Below are 21,379 nucleotides of genomic sequence, written 5' to 3'. Positions count from 1 at the left end.
TCCGGGCAGCGGGAGGGTGGGGGAGCCGGGCTTGAGGGGAGCGGTCTCGATGCCCACCGGGTTGGCGACGATGGGCCAGCCGGTCTCGGTCTGCCACCAGTGGTCGATCACCGGGATGCCCAGCAGGGCGCTCGCCCAGTGATAGGTCTCGGGGTCGAGGCGTTCACCGGCCAGGAAGAGATAGCGCAGGTGGGAGAGGTCGTAGCCGGCGGTGAGCGTCCCCTTCGGGTCCTCCTTCCTGATCGCCCGGAAGGCGGTGGGCGCCGTGAACATGGTCTTGACCCGGTACTCGGCGGCCACCCGCCAGAACTGGCCCGCGTCCGGGGTGCCGACCGGTTTGCCCTCGTACAGCACCGTGGTCGCGCCGACCAGCAAGGGCGCGTAGACGATGTACGAGTGCCCGACGACCCAGCCGACATCGGAGCCGGTGAACATGGTCTCGCCCGGGCCCACGTCGTACACGGCCCCCATCGACCACTGGAGCGCGACCGCGTAGCCGCCGCAGTCACGCACGACTCCCTTGGGCTTTCCGGTCGTTCCGGAGGTGTAGAGGATGTAGAGGGGGTCGGTTGCGGGGACGGGAACACAGTCGGCCGGTGGCGCGGTAGCCACCAGGTCGGCCCAGTCGAGATCGTGAGGCCCCAACTCGGCCGTCTCCTGTGGGCGTTGCAGGATGACACTCTTCTGCGGCTTGTGGGCCGCGAGTTCGATCGCCTGGTCGAGCAGGGGCTTGTACGCGATGACGCGCTTGCCCTCGATGCCGCAGGAGGCGGAGACGACCACTTTGGGGGCGGCGTCGTCGATGCGAAGGGCGAGTTCGCGTGCGGCGAATCCGCCGAAGACGACGGAGTGGACCGCGCCGATGCGTGCGCAGGCCAGCATCGCGACGGCGGCCTCGGGGACCATCGGCATGTAGATGACCACGCGGTCGCCGTGTCCCACGCCGAGCTGTGCGAGTGCTCCGGCGAAGGCCGCCACCTCGTCCCTCAGCTGTTCGTAGGTGTAGGTGCGCCGGGTGCCCGTCACGGGGGAGTCGTGGACGAGCGCGGGTTGCTCGCCCCGGCCGGCTTCGATGTGCCGGTCGAGCGCGTTGAAGCAGACGTTGAGCCGTCCGTCGGGAAACCAGCGGTAGAAGGGTGCGCCCGAGGAGTCCAGGGCGCGGTGCGGAGTGACATCCCAGTCGATGCCCTCCGCCGCCTTCAGCCAGAAGCTCTCCGGGTCCTCGGTACTGGCGCGGAAGACATCTTCGTATGTTCCCATCGCGCACTCCTTTGTGGCATCAAGGGACGGTGATGTGGCTGGGTGCGGAACCGTGTCGGACACAGGCACCGCATGCCGGCCGACATGGTCTGGCAGGATGCCGGCGACCGGCGGGAACCGGTCACCGGCATCGCGGTGGTGCGGCGGTCCGGCCGAAGGGCCGCTCCGCCCAGTGTGCCTTCAGCTCACGCGCCGAGGTGCTTGCGCAGCCATTGGCCCATCTGCTGGATCGCCTGGTCCACCTCGGGTACGCGCCCGGCGCCCAGGATGAACGAGTGCTGCCCTTCGGGCATCGGGTGGACCTCTGAGGTGACCTTGAAGTCCGCGAGGCGTCGGCCGAGTTCGGCGCCGTCGTCGGCGAGGGTCTCGTACTCGCCGTAGTGGACAGTCGTGGGCGGCAGGCCGGTCAGATCGGCGTTCGCGATGCTGATCGCGGGGTCGGTGAAGTCCACGGCGGGATCCTGCAGCCAGGCTCCTCGGAAGAGTTCGAGGGTGCTCCTGCTGAGCATCTTGTCGTTGTCCTCGTTCTCGTCCACCGACGCGTTCTGGATGGTGAGGTCGGTCCACGGCGAGACGCTGACGATCGCGCCCGGCGTCGCCTCGCCCTTCGCGAGCAGGCGCAGCGGGAGCATCACCGCGAGGGTGCCGCCGATCGAGTGGCCCGTGCTGCCGATGTTCCGCGGCTCGTAGCCCTGCGAGAGCAGCCACCGGTACGCCGTCTCGGCGTCGTCGAGCTGCGCCGGGTAGGGGTGTTCGGGCGCCAGGCGGAAGTCCACGACGAGTGAGCGGGCTCCGGCTGCCTTGGCGATGTGGCCTGCGGCCTTGCGGTCCGAGTGCATGGAGGCGGTGACGGATCCGCCGAAGTGGAAGTGGAGCAGTGCCTTGTCGGGGTCGGCGCCCTCGGGGATGGCCCAGAGGGCGGGGACGCCGCCCGCGTCCACCTCGGCGTACGTGACGCCTTCCGGCTCGGTCGACGCCTTGTGGTTGGAGTCGACGATGTCGCGGATGACGGCCAGGTCGAGGCCGGGTGTCGACGACTTCGCGCTCACGCTCGCGAGGAACTCCGCGAACTCGTGTGCCTCTCGGCTTACGCCCATGGTGGTGCTCCTTCGCAGGTTGCTGCCACGCCCACGTCCCGCGTGCAGCCAGGTTGATGTGCTGGTCCAGACGCTACTTGCTGAGTATAAGAAAGTAAACCCAGAAGAGTAAGGAGCACCTCTGGCTGCGGGCGCGGCGGCGCAGTGCGGGCGGCCGAGGGTGATCAACGCTCCAGAATCTCTGCCGTTGCGGATCAGCGGTCTGAGGTCCGACTGTCTGGGAGGAGCAGTCCCCCCGTCGCCTGGGCCGGTGCGGCGGAACGCCTGATGGTGATGCGTGAGGACGCCGGACTGCAGCCGTGTCTGTCTGCCGGGACCGTCCCGGATCCGACGACCGATTCGCTTGGCGCCGGCCTGCCTGTGGGGCGTACAGGGCGGCCGGATGCGGGACTACAAGGCTCCGCACACGAACCTCAGCATCACGACAGCGCCACGGACGAGAAGATGAATCTGTTCGGGACCGGCGTTCCTGTCGGTCGCCGTCGTCGACGCGCTCAGTCGTGCCGTCGAGGCGTACGTGAGCCGCAAGGCAAATCCGCTCTCCGGCGGCCTCGCGCTGAACGCTCTCGTCCGTGCCGGGGTAGATGGCGTGGGGCGAGTCGACCATGGCACGGCATGAGCCGCCCGATCGGCGCGCACTTCCACGTCGCTCATGGTCTGTCGAACGCGATGCTCCTCCCCGCGGTGACGGCGTTCTCCGTACCGGCCGCCGAGAGCCGGTACGCCGACTGCGCCCGCGCGTTCGGAGTTGCCGCCGACGGCGACGGCGATGCCCTGGCGGCCGGGAGGTTCGTGGAGGCGCTCCGCGACCTGTGCGAGGATCTTGACCTTCAGCCGTAGATCTGCGCGTAGAGGTCCTGGATCTCGTCCACGGTGGGCACAACGGGGTTGTTGGCGGGGGATCCGGACACGAGCGCCTGCTCAGCCATGAGGGGCGACATTCGGCGACGGAGGAACGGTGATGGCACAACAGCCAGGTCCGCGCGGAGTACGAGATGAGACGCATGACTGACATTGCTGAGGGCGAGGTTCTCACCGATGTGCACCGGGGCGTCGGCCGGATCCTTCTGAACCGACCCAAGGCGCTCAACGCCCTGACGACAGGCATGGTCGCGGCCATTGACGGTGCGCTCGCCGCATGGGAGCACACACCGCTGGCCGCTGTGGTGATCGCCAGCACCAGTGTGAAGGCCTTCTGCGCCGGCGGCGACATCCGCACGATCCGCGAGCACAGCCTCGCTGGGGATGCCGAGGCCAGTGAGCGGTTCTTCGCCTCCGAGTACCGGCTCAACGCCCGGATCGCTGAGTATCCCGTGCCGGTCGTGTCGCTCATCGACGGCATGTGCATGGGCGGTGGTCTCGGTCTGTCGGTCCACGGCACCTTCCGCGTCGTCACCCAGCGTGCGGTGCTGGCGATGCCCGAGACCGGGATCGGTTTCTTCCCCGACATCGGGGCCAGCCACTTTCTGCCGCGGCTGCCCGGCGCGATAGGCATGTACCTGGGACTGACCGGGCACCGTCTCGACGCTGCCGACGCCCTGTACACGGGGCTGGCCACGCACTTCGTCCCCACGGACAGGCTCGGTGCGGTCACAGACGCCCTGGCGGACAGCCCAGGCGCCCCGGTGGACGTCGTCCTGAACCGCCTTGCCGACCGTTCTCCGGTGGGGGAGAGCAGGCTGGCGGAGGTACGCGGGGAGATGGACTGGGCGTTCGGCGCGCCGACCCTCGGCGAGATCGAGAAACGCCTGCGTCACCTCGACACCGCCTGGGCGTCGGACGCGTTGATCGCTTTGGAGTCCGCCTCGCCGCAGAGCTTGGAGATCACTCACGACCTGCTGGCCCGGGGCAGACAGCAGACGTTGCGCGAGTGCCTTGACGCCGAACTCACTCTCACGCGCACGACCATCCGCACGCCGGACTTCCTGGAGGGCGTCCGAGCGGCCTTGGTCGACAAGGACCGCAGTCCCATCTGGGAACGTGAGGCGCAGGGCGGACAGACGCCGCCGGCCTGACCGGGAGTGCAGGGTTACGGACAGGGTTTGCGGCTGTCCGTTGTCCGGACTGCCGAACCGGACTGCCGCACTGCCGGACAGGGACGTTCCTGCCGAGTTGCGCGGCGCGGATCGCGGTGACGTGCCCGCGGTTCCGCCGCCGATGGTGATCACGCCGTAGCGCGGCTCACGAAGTGTCCCCGTTCCGGGGACATGGTCGGCTCGTGGAGCGAGCGGTCATGCGGCGCGGATGTGCTGCGCCAGGGTGGCGTGGATCTGGTCGCGGATGTCGGCGAGCACGGCCTCGTCGCTGCGGTGCGGGCACACGGTGGCGGTGGTGCTGATGTGGATGATCGCGGTGATCACCCGCGCCAGCGTTGCCGCGTCGGCGGCGCCGATGTCCTCGTTGCGCGTGAGCAGGCCGGTGATGCCGTCCTCGACGCGGCCGGCAAGGGTCAGACCCACTTGCCGGTATGGCTCGGCCGGGTCGCCGAAGACAAGTTCGCGCAGATAGGTGCGGCCGTTCTCCATGTGCTCCCGCACGCACTCCACCAGGGGGCGGATGAGAGCGATGACCCGCTCCAGCGCGCCCTGTCCGACGGCGGCGTCGGCGGCGGCGAGGCCGGAATCGACGGCGGCGGCGAACTTCTCGTTCTGCACCATGATCAGCAGCTCGGCCTTCGTGGACGCGTACAGGTAGAGCGTCCCGATGGCGACATCGGCCCGGCGGGCGACCTGCTGCGTCGTGACCCTGTCCACGCCGTGTTCGGCGAACAGCTCGCGGGCGGCGGTCATGATGCGCTCGCGCTTGTCCTGTTTGGCCCTCTCGCGGCGCCCGATCGGCATGTGATCGCTTCCCATGGGGACCCCCTTGACAATAATTATGAGTGGACTCATAGTTGAGTGTACTCGGATTGACCGGATGGGGCGAGGTTGTGAGGCCCCCGGATGTCGCGCCGGGTTTGCCGATCCAGTCTCAGAACTGGATAAATAGGACAAGTATTAGGAGTGGCGCCCCATGCGAGCGTTCGTCGTCACCAAGTACAAGGAGCCGCTGCAAGAGGCGGAGGTCCCCGAGCCCACCGTGGGGGAGCACGACGTGCTTGTGCGAGTGGAGGCCGCCGGGCTGAACCCGCTGGATGAGAAGATCCGCGCCGGTGAGTTCAAGCAGATCCTGCCCTACAAGCTGCCGCTGATCCTGGGCAACGACGTCGCGGGCACCGTCATCCGCGTCGGGACGGCGGTTCGCGGCTTCCAGCCCGGAGACGAGGTCTACGCCCGGCCCCACCAGGACCGCATCGGCACGTTCGCCGAGCGCATCGCCGTAGCGGAGGACGACTTGGCGCTCAAGCCCGCATCGATCAGCATGGAAGAGGCCGGCTCGCTGCCGCTGGCGGCGCTCACGGCGTGGCAGGCACTGGTGGAGCGCGGGAAGGTGCGGCCCGGGCAGAAGGTTCTCATCCACGCCGGGGCCGGCGGGGTCGGTTCGATCGCGATCCAGCTCGCCGCGCACCTCGGTGCGAGCGTCGCCACGACCGCCAGCGGGTCCAACGCGGACTACGTGCGCGCGCTCGGCGCGGACACGGTGATCGATTACCGCACCCAGGACTTCGAGCAGCTCCTGACCGGCTACGACCTGGTGCTGGACAGCCTCGGTGGGGAGACCCTCGAGAAGTCCCTGCGGGTGCTCAGGCCCGGCGGCAAGGCCATCGGAATCGCCGGTCCCCCGGACCCCGCGTTCGCCCGCCAGGCCGGCCTGAATCCGCTGCTGCGCCTGGCGGTCACAGCCCTGAGCCGCAAGATCCGCAAGCAGGCCAAGAAGCTCGGCGTGACGTACGAGTTCCTGTTCATGCACGCCGGCGGCGACCAGCTCCGCCAGATCACCACCCTCATCGACCAGGGCGCGGTGCGCCCGGTCGTGGGAAAGGTGTTCCCCTTCGACCAGACCCCGCACGCGCTGCAGTCCCTGTCCCAGGGCGGCATCCGCGGCAAGGCCGTCATCGGCAGCAGCTGACCCGCCGCAACCGCGACGGGCGACACGAAACACGCAGCGACACAGAACACGCAAGGAGAATCCGTCATGAGTAGCACCGACACCCCGAACGAAGCCGTCATCACCTCCTACGCGAAGGCCCCGGCCCGCACCGTCAACGCCGGTGGCGTCACCTACGCCTACCGCGAGCTGGGCCCGAAGGGCGGTATCCCCGTCGTCTTCTTCGTCCACCTCGCCGCGACCCTGGACAACTGGGACCCCCGCATCATCGATCCCATCGCGAAGGGCCGTCACGTCATCGCCTTCGACAACCGCGGTGTCGGGGCATCCACCGGTCAGGTGCCGGACAGTGTCGAGGCGATGGCCGACGACGCCTACACCTTCATCAGGGCGCTCGGGTACGACAAGATCGACGTCTTCTCCTTCTCCCTCGGCGGCATGGTCGCCCAGGCCCTGGTGGTGAAGCACCCCGAGCTCGTCCGCAAGCTGGTCCTCACCGGCACCGGGCCCAAGGGTGGCAAGGACATGGACAAGGTCGCCAGAGTCACCTACTGGGACATCCTGCGTGCCACGTTGACCCGTTCGGACCCCAAGGAGTTCCTGTTCTTCAACCGCAATGCCACCGGCAAGCCCGCCGCACGCGCGTTCGTCAACCGGCTCAAGGAGCGCACCGTCGACCGCGACGTGGACATCAAGACCAAGGCGTTCCAGACGCAGCTGAAGGCCATCAAGAAGTGGGGGCGCTCCGCTCCCGACGACCTGTCGTCGATCACGCAGCCCACCCTGATCGCCAACGGCGACAACGACCGCATGGTGCCGTCGGTCCTGTCGGAGGACCTGCACCACCGCATCAAGGGCAGCGAGCTGATCATCTACCCCGACTCCGGGCACGGCGGCATCTTCCAGTACCACCAGGAGTTCGCCCCCGTCGCGGTCGAGTTCCTGGCTCGATGACCACCACCTGACCAGGAAAAAGGGCAACATCATGAGCACGTCACCGGTCGCCGCGCCCCCGGAAGTGAAGAAGCCTCTCACCTCCTCGATCCTGCTGTGGGTGCGCACCGACCAGCCCCGCCAGACCGGCATGGACCACTGGAAGGGCCCGCACTCAGGGATCATCTCCGCCACCCCGGGCCTGGAGGAGTACCGGCAGATCCACCTCGCCGAGCACAACAAGGGCCTGTGGCCGGCCATCGACGGGGTCCAGACCGCGATCCCCGCCGACCGGAAGATCGACGGCGTCGCGGAAGTCACCTTCCAATCGGTGCTTGCACCCCTGAAAGGGCGCGAGCAGACGAAGCTGGCCTACGCCGACGAGATCAACGTGTTCCGCCGCACCCTGCTCTACGCCGGCCCGCCGAACTCATCCCGCTGGTACGACGTCGCAGGCCCCGGAGAGACGGTCGGTGCCCGCGCGCTGATCTACCTTCGCCGCAGACACGGGGTCGGCGCCGGCGCCTTCCGGAAGTTCGTCAACGAGCAGCTCGCACCCGCGCTCGCCGAAACCGGAGTGCTGAAGGAACTGCGCACGCAGACGTTCCTGCCCTGGATCGAAAAGCTCTGGGACACCCCGGACGTCGCCCACGACAACCCCCACGACCAGCACTTCCACGCCTCCGTCAGCCTCGGGTTCACCGACACCGCAGCACGGGACGCCTTCTTCACCGGCCACGTGATCGAGGACCTGTCCAACCGGCTGGCACCGCAGGTCTCCGCGATCCACGCCTACGACGTCGCCGCCGCCCTCACCTACGTCAGGAACGGCGAGATCCTCCCGCACTACCAGGAGTGAGCAGCGCAGACGGGAAGCGGTTCCGCCGGATCTGCTCGGCACATCCATCCGCCCCGGCTTCCTTGCCCTCCTCGCACCCCAATCGCCGTCTGATACCCACCACGCATCCGGAGCAGCCATGAGCGAGCAGCAGAGCACCATCCACTACGAGCGCACCTCACCGCAGATCGCGAAGATCACCTTCGCCAATCCGCCCGTCAACCTCATCGTCGGCGAGACGGTCCTGCGCCTCATCGAGATCGTCACCGAACTGGCCACCGACCCGGACATCCAGGTCGTGCTGTTCGACAGCGCCACCCCCGACTTCTTCTACAACCACTTCGACCTGGCCGCCGCCGCCGACTTCCCCGCCCCCGAGGACCCGGACGCGGTGCCGGCATGGACGAATCTGGTCCTGGAACTCTCCAAAGCGCCGTACATCACGATCGCGGTCATCCGTGGACGCACCCGCGGCGGCGGGAACGAGCTCGCCCTCGCCCTCGATCTGCGCTACGCCAGTCGTGAGAAGGCGATCTTCGGACAGCCCGAGGTCGGCAGCGGACTGCTGCCCGGCGGTGGTGGCAGCGAACGCCTGCCCCGGGCCATCGGACGCGACCGCGCCCTGGAAGCCATCCTCACCAGCGACGACTACGACGCCGACACCGCCGAACGCTGGGGCTGGATCACCCGCGCCCTCCCCGACAGCGAACTCGACGCCTTCGTCGGCACCGTCGCCGCCCGACTCGCCTCCTTCGACCGCGCCTCACTCGCCTCGGCCAAAGCCCAGATCAACCGGGCAACCCTGCCCCCGGACGGGGACCTGGTCGCCGCGTACGGCGAGTTCGCCCACTCCCTCACCCTTCCCGGTTTCCTCACCCGGGCCGCAGGCACGCAGGCCGTCGTCGAACAGGCCGGCATCGACTTCGAGTACCGTCTCGGGCACTACATCGGCATCGCCAACCAGCAAAGCTGACACCCATCAGAAAGTGAGCACGGATGCAGCGGATGCTGCGTCCGTCCTCATTTGCCGCGGGGCCCACCTGATTTCCGACGTCTTCGGCACGATGGTCGGATCGGGCTGCTGCCGGATCGACCGCCGATGTCCTCCACCGCTCGACGGCCGCGACGGTGCACCGCTTCTGGACACCGGTCGGCCGACCGTTCGCACGCCAGGGATCACTGGGTCCCCGACGTGAAGAGATCGCGTCGGGACCGAACAACAAGCTCAGGCTTCCGTGCTGTGCAGGTCCGGGTAAAGCGCCTCGACCGGGCCGCTCAGAGCCGCCTTGACCCCCTTGGTCAAGTCGTCGGCCAGGACCTCGTATTCTCCGGCCTCGACGGCGTCGTAGACCGTCGTCACCAGCTGTGTCGGCAGCATCTTGGGGCCGTCGGCGTGCGCGGCCATATCGGTGTCGACGTAGCCCATGTGCACCCCCGTCACGTGGACGCCCATGGGTGCGAACTCGATGCGCAACGAGTTGGTGGCCGACCACAGTGCGGCCTTGGAGGCGCTGTAGGCGCCGCCGAAGGCATACCAGCTGGCAACGGAGTGCACGTCGATGAGGACTGACCCCTTGTTGGCGGCGAGGATCGGTGCGAAGGCGCGGGCGAGGAAGACCGGTCCGAAGAAGTTCGTCTCCATGTTCGCCCGGATGTCTGCCTCGGTGACGTCCAGCAGGCTCGCGCTCGGCGGGGTGGCGCCAGCGTTGTTGACGAGCACGGTGACATCCGCTGCGGCGGCCACGGCCGCGTCGATCGACGTGCGGTCGGTCACGTCAAGGGTCAGGGGGACGATGCGGTCGTCGTCCCAGGCGCGGGGGGAGCGGGCGGTGGCGTAGACCTTGACGGCGCCGCGCGCCAGGGCGTCGTGGACGAAGTGGGTGCCGATACCGCCATTGGCGCCGGTGACGAGGACGACTGCTCCATCGAGGGAGGGCATGGGTTCCTTCTTTCCGCGGGGGATGTGAAGTACGTGGCTGCGCACGGATGGGGCAAGGACACATCGCACAGCGATGGGAGAATGAGCGGAGCCACATTCGAGCCCACATGACATTGAGTACAATCATAACTGATTACAGTCAGAATCTATTCCTGGAGGACACCGCCATGCCTCTCGGCCGGCGCGAGCGGAACAAGCAGGAGAAACTCGACCGCATTGTCGCTGCCGCCAGTGATCTGTTCGCCGAGCACGGCGTCGATGAGGTCACGACCCAGCAGATCGCGGACAAGGCCGACATCGGCACCGGGACCCTGTTCCTTTATGCCAAGACCAAGGGCGAACTCCTCCTCCTTGTCCAGAACGCCAAGTACGTCGAAGCACTTGAGCGGGGCCGGGCGGACGCCGAGACCGTCCCAGGCGTGCTGGACGCGGTGCTGGCGATCGTCCGGCCGATCGTCGAGTGCAACCGCGTCCAGATCGACAACGGACGCACCTACCTGCGAGAGATGGTCTTCGGCGACCCCGAGGAGCCCCGGCGCGGCGCGGCACTCGCCATCGTCGCGCAGACCGAGGAGGCCGTCGCCGCCGTGCTGCGCCGAGACGAGCGGGTCACCGAGGGCGACGCCGCGACGCTGGCACACATCGTGTCCGCCGTGATGTTCCTCAGCATGGCGGTGAGCGTGAACATCGCCTTGAGCGTGGAGGAGATCGTGCAGGACATCCGGGGGCAGGTCGAGGTCCTGCTGCCTCGCTGAAGTGCGGCCCGGGTGACCATCCGGGCAGTCCTCGGTTGCGGTATGGCCCGAATCCCCGAATGGCAGGTCATCCGGCCGTTGCTGCCCATACCGGTACGACTGGACGGCTGGGGCGGCCGGCCGGAGGGCTACCGCCACCGCGTGCTGCTGGAATTCCCGAGATTGCCCACCTGTACGGCGTCGGGTCCCACTCCCACCCCGCGCCTGGACCGCGTTGAAAATGGTCGCCCGAAAGGGCGGCGGGGTGGTGCTGCCGGTGTTAGTGCTGAGGTAATTGGGAGCTGGCCTCGTGCTGTTCAAGGTATTGGGCTGGGCTTGCGTCGGTCGGCTGCGGTCAGGTCTCCGGACTGCTTGCCGCCAGCTGGTCGCTGTTGACCTGTGCCAGTGACGCGAGAATCTCCTTGCGGCAGACATCGAGGATCTCGTCCGCCAGCGGAGAGCCGTCCGGGCATGCCCGCGACAACATGATCGCGCCGACCGAATGGGCGAGCATGTCGATCACCATCATGCGGGCCGCGCGCTGGTCCGCATCTCCCGGTGTATCGCCTTGGGACTGAAGGGCCGTCAGCAGGTTCTCGATCCCGGCTGCGAACTCTGTTCTGATGTCCGCCGGCTGACGTGCGGCGTCGCCGCCGAGGGCCGCGATGGTGCAACCGTCGCTGCGCCCGTCGCGATGCTCCCGCGAGACGTAGCGCTCGACGAACTCGGCAGGGTCCAGACCTTGTGCCCGTGCCACGGTCTGCGAGAGCCCGCTCGCGGACGCTTCGGCCATCAGGTCGGCCTTGGAGCGGAAGTGCTTGTAGAACCCGCCGTGGGTGAACCCGGCGGCCGCCATCAGCTCTGCCACACCGACACCGTCATAGCCGCGCTCACGGAACAGCCTGGAGGCTGTCGCGACGATGTGGGCACGGTTCTGCTCTGCCTGTGCCTTGGTGACCCGCATGTCCAGCCGTCCCTTCGTCGATCGGCGCTCGACGGTCCAGCATACATAGATGTCGATCGACATCGAAGAGGTTGACTTTTTAGATTACGATCGTCATCGTATTGCTCACCCCCTCCAGAAAGGCTCAGGCCATGAGTGACACGCATGTGACCGCACCGACTCAGTACATCGAGGTTGACGGCGACCGGTTCGCCTACCGGCGCTGGGGCAAGCCCTCGGGCGTCCCGATCTTCCTGGTCCAGCACTTCCGTGGAGGGATGGACAACTGGGACCCGCTGCTCACCGACGGCTTGGCGGAAGGCCGTGAGGTCATCCTGTTCAACGGCCGCGGCGTCGCCTCGTCATCGGGCACGCCCCGTAATCGGATCGAGGACATGGCCGACGACATCGCCGCGGTCATCCGGGCACTGGGGCTGGAGCAGGTCGACCTGCTCGGCTTCTCGCTCGGCGGTTTCCAGGCGCAGGAAGTCACGCTGCGCCACCCCCAGCTGGTGCGCAAGCTCCTCCTGCTCGGCACCGGCCTCCGAGGCGGGGACCCGACAAGTGACCCCCAGGTGCCTCAGTACGCCCTGAACCCGGTCCCCACCCTGGAGGACTTCCTCTTCCTGTTCTTCGGCCGCTCGGAAGCCGCGAAGCAAGCGGGCAAGGCCTTCTGGGAGCGCCGTCACCAGCGGGTCGACCAGGACCCGCCGAGCTCGCCCGCGGTCGCACAGGCGCAGTTCGAAGCGACTATGGCCTACGCGGAACCGCTGCCGGGCGAGAACCCCTACGCCCACCTGAACGCGATCACCCAGCCGACGCTGGTCCTCAACGGCGAGAACGACGTGATGATCGCCTCGATCAACTCCTGGCACCTCGCCCAGAACATCCCCAACGCGCAACTGCTGATCTACCCCGATGCCGGGCATGGAGCGCAGTTCCAGTATCCCGAGCGGTTTCTGAAGCACGCCGTTCAGTTCCTCGACGAGTAACGCCTGCAGGGCTTCGGTGCAGTCGCTGACGCCTGGTCCGTGCGCGAGAATCCGGCAGGCCGGACCCCGGCCGCCGGAGCGGCTGGCCGAGGTAGGCGCATCCTCCGTGAGCGAGGCGGGGTGCGCCGTCGCCCGGCTGCCCTGCCCGCTCCCACGGTGTCCACCGCCGCGACCCTCCGGCCGGGACGGCTGATACGTGCCGCACGGGCGTCGAAGACGTGGGCGCCGGCCGCTCCGTCGGTGACCACGACGAGGAGCGCCTGAGGTCCAGCCACTGGGCGGCGATCCGCTCGATCGTGGTATCCGGGCAGAGCCACTCGACGCCCTCGCTGCTGGCCTTGACGACGTGGGCGACGCCGCTCCTTCCAGCGTGCCCCGGGACGGTCCGCTGGGCGAGTCGGCCCGGGGGCGGCGGGGATAGTCGCCGGACCGGTCCCTGAGGCTCCGCTCGCCGAGACGGGGTCGTACAGGGCCTGACCGCCGCCGCCGAACTGCCCGAGCTCGGTCATCAGCGCAACGCCTCTGGATCTCGTCCGCCGTCCAGGAGGTGATTCCTTGATCATCGGTAGTCGGCTGCGCGCCACGCCCGACGTCCTTTCGCACGCCAGGCGCCTGGGGGGTGTCGGATTCAGGAGGGCCCGGGCGGCGCGGGCCTGCTGCGGTTGGCAGTGGAAGAACGGTGCCGCCGCTGTGCAGTGCGCCGATTTCGAGAGCCGGCCGGCGGATGGCCTCCTCGTACAGAGCCAGAGTGCGCGCAGGTCGGTGTTCTCCTTCCGTGGCCGGCTCAGGTTGGCTTCCGTACGTACGTCGGATCCGGAGGGTTCCGTCGGCGTCGCAGGCCGGGCCGGCGCCGGGATGCGGGGCCGGAAGCGCACGTCGACCAGGGCGGCGTAGTGCCGCGGCCGGCACTTGCCGCACCATCGTGCCGCCAGCCCCGTCCCGCCACGGCGACCACACCGAAGCCCGCGCGCTGACGGATGGGATCGGCCCTCACGACGTCCTGCCCACAGGTAGAACTCGTTGACCGTGGACACCTCCCGGTCCCAACTCTCCTTTTCCGAACGAGGGCCACGCTCATCACGACGCCGCCGCCACTCGAACGCCGCTCGGTGGTCCATGGACGCGTCACGCCGGTCCCGCCTGCGTCGCGTGAACCACAGGAATGCCACGTATGTGCGCAGGTCCCGGGCATGAGCGTGTCGGCGAACGTTCAGCCCGTCGCGCGCAGCAGATCGGGACTCGGCGCGGCGAGGTAGTCCTCGGCGAGGGCGTGCGGGCGCACTGGCAGGTGCGGTCATCGTGCTGACGTCCTTCGGGCTTCGACACCTCGAAGATCAGCCGATGGCCGTTCATCTATGCGGGCACCGACCCGATGCCGGAGCAAACCCCGGATCAGATCGAACCCGTACACCACTTCCCTGGATGCAATCCAAGGCACTCGGGGCACGGGGCTCCGCAGACTGTTGCGGCCGCCGGCAGCCCTCGGATTCGGGGCCGGAGCAGAGGACGCCGTTGGACAACTCCCGTGTCCGTCATGAGCGTCGGGACACGCGAGCCGTCGATGGTGTTCCTCCCGACGCGGCGAGCGCCTCTCGCCCCGTGCCGTCGCGTCGTCGGCCCCGCGTGATCATGCCAGGAGGATGCCGTGTGACCGGCCTGATCTCAGTTGCTGTCGGGCGTCATCGAGACCACGACCTTGCCGGCCGTGGTGCGACCCTGCTCGACGTAAGCCATCGCCTCGAGCGTCTGATCGAACGGGAAGGTGCTGTCGATGACCGGGCGGAGCTTCCCGCTGTCGTAGAGGGCGCCGAGCTCGCGCAACTGGGAGCCATTGGCCTGCATGAAGAAGAACTGGTAGCGAACGCCCAGGGCCTTCGCCTGCTTGCGGATCTTGCGACTGAGCACGTTCATGACCAGCCCCAGGAAGGAGGGAGCGCCGAGCTGCCCGGCGAACCCGGCGTCCGGCGGGCCCACGACGCTCACAGCCAGGCCGCCGGGCTTCAGCACGGTCAGCGACTTCTCCAGGTTCGCCCCGCCCACGGCGTCCAGCACCAGGTCGTAGCCGGACAGCACCTTGGAGAAGTCCTCCGTCTTGTAGTCGACGACGATGTCGGCACCGAGGCTTCTGACCAGCTTCTCGGAATGAGCGCTCGCGGTCGTCGCCACGGTGGCACCGAGGTGTTTGGCGAGCTGGATGACCGTCGATCCGAGACCGCCGGCACCGGCGTGGACGAGCACTTTCTGACCCGGCTTCACATGGGCCTGGTCCACGAGGACCTGCCAGGCGGCCAGGGCCACCAGCGGGACCGCGGCCGCCTCCTGCGGGGTGAGCGAGACCGGCTTGGGCGCGACGTCGTCCATGTCGATCGCGATGTACTCCGCGAAGCCTCCGATCCGCAGGTCGCGCGGACGGGCGTAGACCTCGTCGCCGACTTCGAAGCCGCGCACGGCGGAACCGACCCGCGTCACGACGCCGGCCACGTCGTGACCGAGCACGAACGGAGGCTTGTACTTCAACAGCTGTTTGAACTCCCCGTTGCGGACCATCTTGTCCAGCGGGTTGATGCTCGCGGCGCTCACCCTGACCAGAACATCGCGGTCACCGACGCTGGGCTCGGATACCTCGGCGGCGCGCACGCCGTCCTTGCCGTACTTTTCGACGACGAACGCCTTCATGTCGGCCGCCTTTCCATGTGATCTTCTCGGTCGTCTGCGTGTGGTCATGACGCTACTTGTTGAGTATGGAAAAGTAAACTCAGGTCGGGTTAGAATCACCCCCATGGATGCGAGGACGGAAGCTCTTCAGGACGCCGGCATGGACACCCGACTCGACCGGGACATGTCGAACTGCTCGATCGCCCGGACCCTTGAGGTCGTGGGGGAGAAGTGGACGATCCTGATCCTGCGCGAGGTCTGGTACGGCTCGTCCCGCTTCAGTGACTTCGAACGGGTTCTGGGCTGTCCCCGCAACCTTCTCGCTGCCCGGCTCCGGATGCTTGTCGAGGAAGGGATCCTGGCCACCGAGACCTACAAGGAGCCGGGTTCGCGGAGTCGGCCGAAGTATGTGATCACCCCCAAGGGCGTGGATCTGGTCCCGGCCGTGATGGGGCTCCTGCAGTGGGGCGACCGCTACCGCGCCGACCCGGAGGGCCCGGCCGTACTGACGCGACACCGCGGATGCGGTGCGCACGTCGATGCCCAGATCCGCTGCGAACGCGGCCACGCCGTGCAGGCGGAGGACATCGAGAGTGTCCCCGGCCCCGCATTTCGTCTGAGGCCCGCGGAGTGAGCTGAGCGCGGTGGCGGCAGGGGTCCAGGTGGGCTCAGTCCGCCGGGGTGCGCTCACTCCGTCTGGCTCGGGCCTGGTGGAGGCGGACTTTGGTGCGGTTGCCGCAGCGGGACATCGAGCACCAGCGGCGGTTGTGGGCGGGCGAGCGGTCCAGGAAGCGCAGGGCGCACATGTCCGCGCTGCACACGCGTACGCGCCGGATCTCGGTCGACAGGAGCAGGTCTACGGCGTCCTGCGCGATCAGTGCCAGCGCGGTCGCGGAATCAGGTGCCATGGTCGTGGTGCCGGCGGGCTCCAAGTGACCGCCTTTGATGGTGATTTGCGGCGCCGGCCGGGGCGCCTGTGCTGCCGATCCGTTGAGCAGCACGACGTCGCTGGAGGAGGGCAGTCGGCCGTCGGAGACCGCGATTACGGCCCGGTCGACCGCCTCGCGCAGCCGTCGGCCCGATGCCAGGACGGCGGCATCCACGGGATCCGGGATGCCCGGTGTGAGCAGTCCGGCCCGCTGAAGCCAGAGGGTGAGATCGCCCGGGTTCCGGAGCGTCTCCCCCGGCGTGGGTCGCCACCGGTGGCGGAGGGTGTTGGTGAAGTCCAGACAGGCCCGCCCGCCGTCCCAGATCCACGTGTCGTCCGTTGCCACGCCTTCATTCTGCACGTTAGCTTTAACCCTCTAAGAGGGTTAGTTCATGCCGGGGAGGCGCATCCATGGGACAGCCCACTGTGACCACAGGCGTGACGCAGGTGGACGGGGTCCGCCTGCACTACCTCCGAGCGGGATCCGGTCCTCTGCTCGTCCTGCTCCACGGCTGGCCGCAGACCTCCGACTGCTGGCAGCCGGTACTGGCGGATCTTGCCGCCGACCACACCGTGGTGGCACCCGACCTGCGTGGCTACGGCCTGAGCGACAAGCCCTCGACCGGATACGACAAGCGGCGGATGGCCGCCGACATGGCGGGCCTCGTCGAAGCACTCGGCTTCGAGACGACCGCCGTCGTGGGTCACGACCGGGGCGCCCGCGTGGGGCACCGCTGGGCGCTGGACCGCCCCGATCAGGTGGAACGGCTGGCTGTGCTCGACATCGTGCCGACCCGGGAGATGTTCCGCCGGCTGGACGCCTCACTCGCCTCCGGGTACTGGCACTGGCTGTTCCAGATGCAGCCCGACCTTCCCGAGCGGCTCGTGGGGCACGACGTACGCGGGTATCTCGAGTACTTCTTCGAGCGGTGGACCTATAACCGGCACGGGCTGACACCCGAAGCGGTCGACAGATATGTCCGAGCCTTCTCCCGCCCTGGTGCCATGCGCGCGAGTTTCGACGACTACCGCGCCATGGAGCAGGACGTCGCCCTCGACGACATCGATGCCGCTGAGGGCCGCCGCCTCACCATGCCGGTACTGGCGCTCTGGGGTTCCGCAGGGCTGCCCTCCCGCCTGCCGACGCTGGAGATCTGGCGCGCCTACGCGGACGACGTCACCGGAGCAGAAATCCCGGAGTGCGGCCACTTCATCCCGGAAGAGCAACCGGATGCACTGCTGGGCCATTTGCGGTCGTTCCTGGCCCACGAGGCGAGTCGGTGACCCAGCCACCACGACGAGAGCGGCGCCCCTGCGGGTCCACAGTCTCACTGGCCGGCCGGGGCAAGTCGTCCGAGCCGCCTCCCGGACCGAGGGGCGGCCCAGTTGCTTCCGGTTGGGCCGCCACGCAGTCAGATCCGGGCCGAGACCGGGACACCCGCCGAAGCGTCCCCCACGGCCGCGCTGTCGGATATGCGCTGCCTGGGCGTCCAGGCTCGGCGCGCGGTGAAGCTCAGGAAACCGCGACGTGGGCAGCGCGCAAGGAGGCCTTGTCGATCTTCCCGACCGCGTTCTTCGCTATGGCCTCCACCACGAAGAACTCGGTCGGACGCTTGAAGCCGGTGAGGTTGCGCGCACAGAGCTCCCGCAGCGCCGTCAGATCGACGGTCAGGCCTGGTCGCGGCTGTATGTAGGCCACGACCACCTCTCCCCACTTCTCGTCGGGTACGCCGATCACGGCGGCTTCGAGCACCGATGGGTCGCCTGTGAGGACGTCCTCGATCTCCTTGGGGTAGATGTTCTCCCCGCCACGGATGATCATGTCTTTCGAGCGCCCGACCAGGGTCAGGTAGCCCTCGGCGTCGAGGTGACCCACATCGCCCGTGTGCAACCAGCCGTCGACGATGACTCTGGCCGTTTCCTCGGGGCGGCCGAGGTAGCCACGCATGACGTTGGGGCCCTTCACAAGGACCTCACCGTCCGTGCCCGGCCCCACCTCGGTACCTTCGGCGTCGACGATCCGAATCTGCTGGCCGGGGAAGGGAAGTCCCACGGTGCCGGCACGTCGAGGGCCCGCGACGGGGTTGACGGTGGACCCGCAGGTTCCTTCGGACAGGCCGTACCCCTCGACAAGAGGGAACCCGTAGCGGGCTTCGAACCGGTTCAGCAGCTCGGCGGAGGCAGGTGCGGCGCCACAGACTCCGAACCTCAGCGACGATGTGTCGGGCCGCACGTCGTCCGGGAGTGCAGCGAGCATGCCGTAGATCGTCGGCACGGCGCTGAAGAAGGTGGGGCGCTCCTGCTCGACGAGGTCGAAGAAGCTGTGTGGGTCGAACCGGCCGCCCGCGATGACGACGCTCGCCCCCGCGAGAAGAGGCGTGAGAATGCTGACCACGATGCCGTTGACGTGGAAGAGCGGCAGGATCAGCAGGCACCGGTCGGCGGGCCCGATGTCCAGGGACAGGCGGCCCATCTCCGTCATGGCGTCGATGTTGGCGTGGTCCAGCATCACGCCCTTGGGCGTCCCGGTGGTGCCGCTGGTGTATATGAGGAGAGCCAGCGCGGATGGGTCCACATGCGGTGCGTGATCCGAACTCGCCCCTTCCTTGTGCAGTGCGCCGACGGCGAGTACGGCAGTACCGTCCGTGACGGGCGCCTCGCGGTCTTCGACCACCAGCAGACGCGCACCGGAGTCCTTGACCTGTCGGTCCACCTCGACGTCGGTCATGCTCGGGTTGACCGGCGTGATGGTGGCGCCGATCCGCCAGGCGGCGAACAACAGCAGCACGAACTCGATGCGGTTCGTCAGCTTGAGGGCCACGACATCGCCGGGACCGATGCCGAGGTCCTGGAGCTGAAGCGCTGCGGCACGGACGCGGTCCAGCAACTGGGTGTTGGTGAGTGACTGGCGCCCGTCCGAGACCGCTGCCCCATCGGGGTCGTGAGCGGCGCGGCGGTCGGGCAGTGAAGCGAAGTTCATGGCGGGCGTACCTGTCTCGGTGTTGTGCGATCCGGTCAAGGAGTCGATGCCGGCGCGGGGCGCAGCTGCCGGGTGAGGAACTCGATCTGGTCGCGGACCAGGGCCTCGAAGGTCTCGCCGGTGTAGAAGTCGAAGTGGCCGGCGTCGTACCTCTTGATCTCTCCCCGGGGTGCGGTGCGCGCGTACCTGAGGGTCTGGGCGGGAGGCGTGACGGAGTCGGTGTTGCTGACGCAGAAGAGGATCGGCATGGCGACCTTCTTCGCCGCACGCCCGGGCCGGTAGGTGGCGATGGTCGGAATGACCCGTGCCGCCACCTCGTTGCGGAACGTCGTCCCCGGCGGTTGCAGCGCCTGATATCCGGGCAGGGCGTCCGGAGCGTTCATGAGGGCCGGCGAACCGGGGGCGGAGGCGATGGGAACCATCGCGGGTGCCTTGCCGCGCAGTCTGGCCGCCATGTCCCGGGCGAGCACGGGGGTCATCCTGAGCGAGGCGACCGGGCCGAGTGCGAGCGCGGAGGCGAGGCCATCGGTGAACGGGCACTGGGACACGGCCGCGCGCAGTTCGGGATGCCGAGAGGCGACGGTGATGGCGTGGCCTCCGCCGAAGGAGCTGCCCCACACCGCGATGCGGGAGCGGTCGATGTCAGGGCGGGCCTTGACGTAGGCGATGGCGGAGTCCCAGTCGGCGAGCTGACGCTTGATCGACAGGAGCTGGCGCGGGTGGCCGCCGCTGTCGCCGAAGTGCCGGTAGGTGAAGGCCACGGCGGCGATGCCGGCCTGGGCGAAACGCTCGGCGAAGGCGTCCAGGCGCATCTCGCGGGTGGCGCCGAGGCCGTGCCCGAGGATGACGATGGGCGGGGAGGTGACGCCGGTCGGGAGGTAGAGCCATCCGGCACAGGTGCTGTCGCCGGAGGGGAAGGTGATGTCGTGGCGGGTGACGGGGTGCGCAGTGGTCATCGTCGGCTCACCGCCGCGTCGTCTTCGTCGAGCGGTGCCCGGGCACGCTGCCCGAGGCGAGCGCCTGGGCGTAGGTGTCCGGGGCGTAGAGCGGGAGCTCGCCGGTGGCGTCCGTCGTCTTCATGTAGTCGAGCATCAGTTCCTGACCGTCCTTCGACATGACTCTGGTGAAGAACTCGGCGCGTTCGACGTGGAGTCCGTCCTCCAGGGACATCGAGCCGCCGAAGTACACCGACCTCTTGGCGGCCGCGACCGACCCCTTCGACCGTCGGCCGAAGTGCTCCGCGAGTTCGACCGCCTGCGCGACGACCTTGTCCTGGGGTACGACCTTGTCGACCGCCCCGTTGGCGAGCGCCTCCGCGGGCGTGAACGGCTTGCCTTCGAGGATCGCGGCCAGGGACCGGTGGGTGCCGATCAGGCGGGTCAGCCGCTGGGTGCCGCCTCCGCCCGGGATGATGCCGAGGAGGATTTCGGGCTGGCCGATGAAGAAGTCCCCGTCGGCCATGACCCGCAAATCGCAGGCCCAGGCGAACTCGGCGCCGAGGCCGAGAGCCGAACCATTGAGGGCGGCGACGAAGAGGACACCGCTGGCGTTCATCCGGAGGAAGGTCGTGTGCAGGCGCTCCAGCTGGAGGGCTCCGCGCATCGGGGTCCTGCGCATCACGGGCCCGAGGAGACGGGACCGGTCCACGTGCTTGGCCATGCGTACGACGGCGGCGGCACCGCGCCGGCCGACCGTAGGGCTCGCGGCGCCCTCTTCCTGCAGCCACTGGACCGCGGCATGGCTGACGAACCGCTCGGGATGTGCCCCGGTGAAGACGACGGCACGGACGCTCGGATCGCGGTCGACCCGGGTCACCAGCTTGTCCAGCTGCCGGGCGATGTCGAGGCCGAACAACTGGTGCGGGCCGCCGTCGACCCGGACGACAAGGACGGCTCCGCGGTCCTCGATCTCCAGATGACCCTTGTCTTTGTATGGCATGGATTCTGCTCCCGTGCTGGGTTCATGGGGGAGTGCAAAGCGAGTGAGGGAGGGGCTGCCGGCGCCAGGAATCTGGGACAGTGCGTGGAAGCCCGTCCGGGGAGGCGCGCCCGTGTCCGAAACGGCACGTCGCTCGAGATGTGTACTATTGCCGT

At 68.3% G+C, this 21,379-nt stretch carries 20 protein-coding genes; 10 read left to right on the top strand and 10 right to left on the bottom strand.

The features are described from left to right. Nucleotides 1–1,260, bottom strand: a 1,260-nt coding sequence (locus tag K4B79_RS41850; RefSeq protein ID WP_232032684.1) for an AMP-binding protein, incomplete at its 3' end; no start/stop codon positions are given. A gap of 185 nt (nt 1,261–1,445) precedes the next feature. After that, the gene (locus tag K4B79_RS41845; RefSeq protein WP_055705486.1) at nt 1,446–2,357 is read right to left on the bottom strand and encodes an alpha/beta hydrolase; all 912 of its coding nucleotides are present in this window, start codon (nt 2,355–2,357) and stop codon (nt 1,446–1,448) included. A gap of 615 nt (nt 2,358–2,972) precedes the next feature. On the opposite strand from K4B79_RS41845, the gene K4B79_RS41840 reads away from it, so the two are divergent. Both K4B79_RS41840 and K4B79_RS41835 read left to right on the top strand, forming a co-directional pair. Continuing rightward, nucleotides 2,973–3,197 carry an iron-containing alcohol dehydrogenase gene (locus K4B79_RS41840; RefSeq protein ID WP_232032683.1) on the top strand — a complete coding sequence of 75 codons (225 nt, stop codon included), beginning with the start codon at nt 2,973–2,975 and terminating at the stop codon, nt 3,195–3,197. 155 nt (nt 3,198–3,352) lie between these two features. Further along, a complete protein-coding gene (locus tag K4B79_RS41835; RefSeq protein ID WP_308280619.1) occupies nt 3,353–4,372 on the top strand; it encodes an enoyl-CoA hydratase/isomerase family protein in 1,020 nt (339 codons plus the stop codon). A gap of 216 nt (nt 4,373–4,588) precedes the next feature. Here K4B79_RS41835 and K4B79_RS41830 read toward each other — a convergent pair whose 3' ends face one another. Next, complete coding sequence (locus tag K4B79_RS41830; protein WP_232032681.1) at nt 4,589–5,212, bottom strand: TetR/AcrR family transcriptional regulator; 624 nt, start codon at nt 5,210–5,212, stop codon at nt 4,589–4,591. Nucleotides 5,213–5,369: 157 nt separating this feature from the next. On the opposite strand from K4B79_RS41830, the gene K4B79_RS41825 reads away from it, so the two are divergent. The 4 genes from K4B79_RS41825 to K4B79_RS41810 all read left to right on the top strand — a co-directional run bounded on the left by K4B79_RS41825 (nt 5,370) and on the right by K4B79_RS41810 (nt 9,088). After that, nucleotides 5,370–6,365: an NADP-dependent oxidoreductase gene (locus K4B79_RS41825; protein WP_232032680.1), complete on the top strand. Its 996-nt coding sequence runs from the start codon at nt 5,370–5,372 to the stop codon at nt 6,363–6,365. A 66-nt stretch (nt 6,366–6,431) separates the two neighbouring features. After that, on the top strand, nt 6,432–7,298 hold the full coding sequence (locus K4B79_RS41820) for an alpha/beta fold hydrolase (RefSeq protein WP_232032679.1): 867 nt from the start codon (nt 6,432–6,434) through the stop codon (nt 7,296–7,298). Between the two features lie 31 nt (nt 7,299–7,329). Further along, nucleotides 7,330–8,136 (top strand): strictosidine synthase, encoded by an 807-nt coding sequence (locus K4B79_RS41815; protein WP_232032678.1) that lies wholly within the window; start codon nt 7,330–7,332, stop codon nt 8,134–8,136. A 118-nt stretch (nt 8,137–8,254) separates the two neighbouring features. After that, the gene (locus K4B79_RS41810) at nt 8,255–9,088 is read left to right on the top strand and encodes an enoyl-CoA hydratase/isomerase family protein (protein WP_055705479.1); all 834 of its coding nucleotides are present in this window, start codon (nt 8,255–8,257) and stop codon (nt 9,086–9,088) included. 252 nt (nt 9,089–9,340) lie between these two features. Here K4B79_RS41810 and K4B79_RS41805 read toward each other — a convergent pair whose 3' ends face one another. After that, the gene (locus tag K4B79_RS41805) at nt 9,341–10,054 is read right to left on the bottom strand and encodes an SDR family oxidoreductase (protein ID WP_055705478.1); all 714 of its coding nucleotides are present in this window, start codon (nt 10,052–10,054) and stop codon (nt 9,341–9,343) included. 167 nt (nt 10,055–10,221) lie between these two features. On the opposite strand from K4B79_RS41805, the gene K4B79_RS41800 reads away from it, so the two are divergent. Continuing rightward, complete coding sequence (locus K4B79_RS41800) at nt 10,222–10,809, top strand: TetR/AcrR family transcriptional regulator (RefSeq protein ID WP_232032677.1); 588 nt, start codon at nt 10,222–10,224, stop codon at nt 10,807–10,809. A gap of 334 nt (nt 10,810–11,143) precedes the next feature. Here K4B79_RS41800 and K4B79_RS41795 read toward each other — a convergent pair whose 3' ends face one another. Beyond that, nucleotides 11,144–11,815, bottom strand: a complete 672-nt coding sequence (locus tag K4B79_RS41795; protein ID WP_232032676.1) for a TetR/AcrR family transcriptional regulator — start codon at nt 11,813–11,815, stop codon at nt 11,144–11,146. Nucleotides 11,816–11,883: 68 nt separating this feature from the next. Here K4B79_RS41795 and K4B79_RS41790 point away from each other — a divergent pair, with 68 nt between their 5' ends. Further along, nucleotides 11,884–12,723, top strand: coding sequence for an alpha/beta fold hydrolase (locus tag K4B79_RS41790; RefSeq protein WP_067257768.1), 840 nt, complete (start codon nt 11,884–11,886; stop codon nt 12,721–12,723). 1,662 nt (nt 12,724–14,385) lie between these two features. On the opposite strand, the gene K4B79_RS41785 is transcribed toward K4B79_RS41790, so the two are convergent. After that, entirely contained in the window at nt 14,386–15,399 is a 1,014-nt protein-coding gene (locus tag K4B79_RS41785) for an NADP-dependent oxidoreductase (protein WP_232032675.1), read from the bottom strand. Between the two features lie 139 nt (nt 15,400–15,538). On the opposite strand from K4B79_RS41785, the gene K4B79_RS41780 reads away from it, so the two are divergent. Further along, nucleotides 15,539–16,012, top strand: coding sequence for a winged helix-turn-helix transcriptional regulator (locus K4B79_RS41780; RefSeq protein WP_031143657.1), 474 nt, complete (start codon nt 15,539–15,541; stop codon nt 16,010–16,012). A 34-nt stretch (nt 16,013–16,046) separates the two neighbouring features. Here K4B79_RS41780 and K4B79_RS41775 read toward each other — a convergent pair whose 3' ends face one another. After that, complete coding sequence (locus tag K4B79_RS41775) at nt 16,047–16,652, bottom strand: CGNR zinc finger domain-containing protein (protein WP_232032673.1); 606 nt, start codon at nt 16,650–16,652, stop codon at nt 16,047–16,049. A gap of 65 nt (nt 16,653–16,717) precedes the next feature. Between K4B79_RS41775 and K4B79_RS41770 the strand changes: the two genes are divergently transcribed. Next, complete coding sequence (locus K4B79_RS41770) at nt 16,718–17,590, top strand: alpha/beta fold hydrolase (RefSeq protein ID WP_232032672.1); 873 nt, start codon at nt 16,718–16,720, stop codon at nt 17,588–17,590. 229 nt (nt 17,591–17,819) lie between these two features. On the opposite strand, the gene K4B79_RS41765 is transcribed toward K4B79_RS41770, so the two are convergent. From K4B79_RS41765 to K4B79_RS48085, 3 genes are read right to left on the bottom strand one after another with little or no spacing between them, the layout of a single operon-like run. Further along, nucleotides 17,820–19,286: a class I adenylate-forming enzyme family protein gene (locus K4B79_RS41765; protein WP_232032671.1), complete on the bottom strand. Its 1,467-nt coding sequence runs from the start codon at nt 19,284–19,286 to the stop codon at nt 17,820–17,822. A gap of 35 nt (nt 19,287–19,321) precedes the next feature. Continuing rightward, on the bottom strand, nt 19,322–20,242 hold the full coding sequence (locus tag K4B79_RS41760) for an alpha/beta hydrolase (protein ID WP_232032670.1): 921 nt from the start codon (nt 20,240–20,242) through the stop codon (nt 19,322–19,324). A gap of 7 nt (nt 20,243–20,249) precedes the next feature. After that, nucleotides 20,250–21,224, bottom strand: coding sequence for an enoyl-CoA hydratase/isomerase family protein (locus K4B79_RS48085; protein ID WP_269464576.1), 975 nt, complete (start codon nt 21,222–21,224; stop codon nt 20,250–20,252). Nucleotides 21,225–21,379 lie beyond the last annotated feature (155 nt).

Source organism: Streptomyces lincolnensis (assembly GCF_021173675.1).
GTDB lineage: Bacteria > Actinomycetota > Actinomycetes > Streptomycetales > Streptomycetaceae > Streptomyces > Streptomyces lincolnensis_B.
The sequence above is the reverse complement of the archived record's forward strand: the minus strand, read 5'-3'. Positions and strand labels throughout refer to the sequence as shown.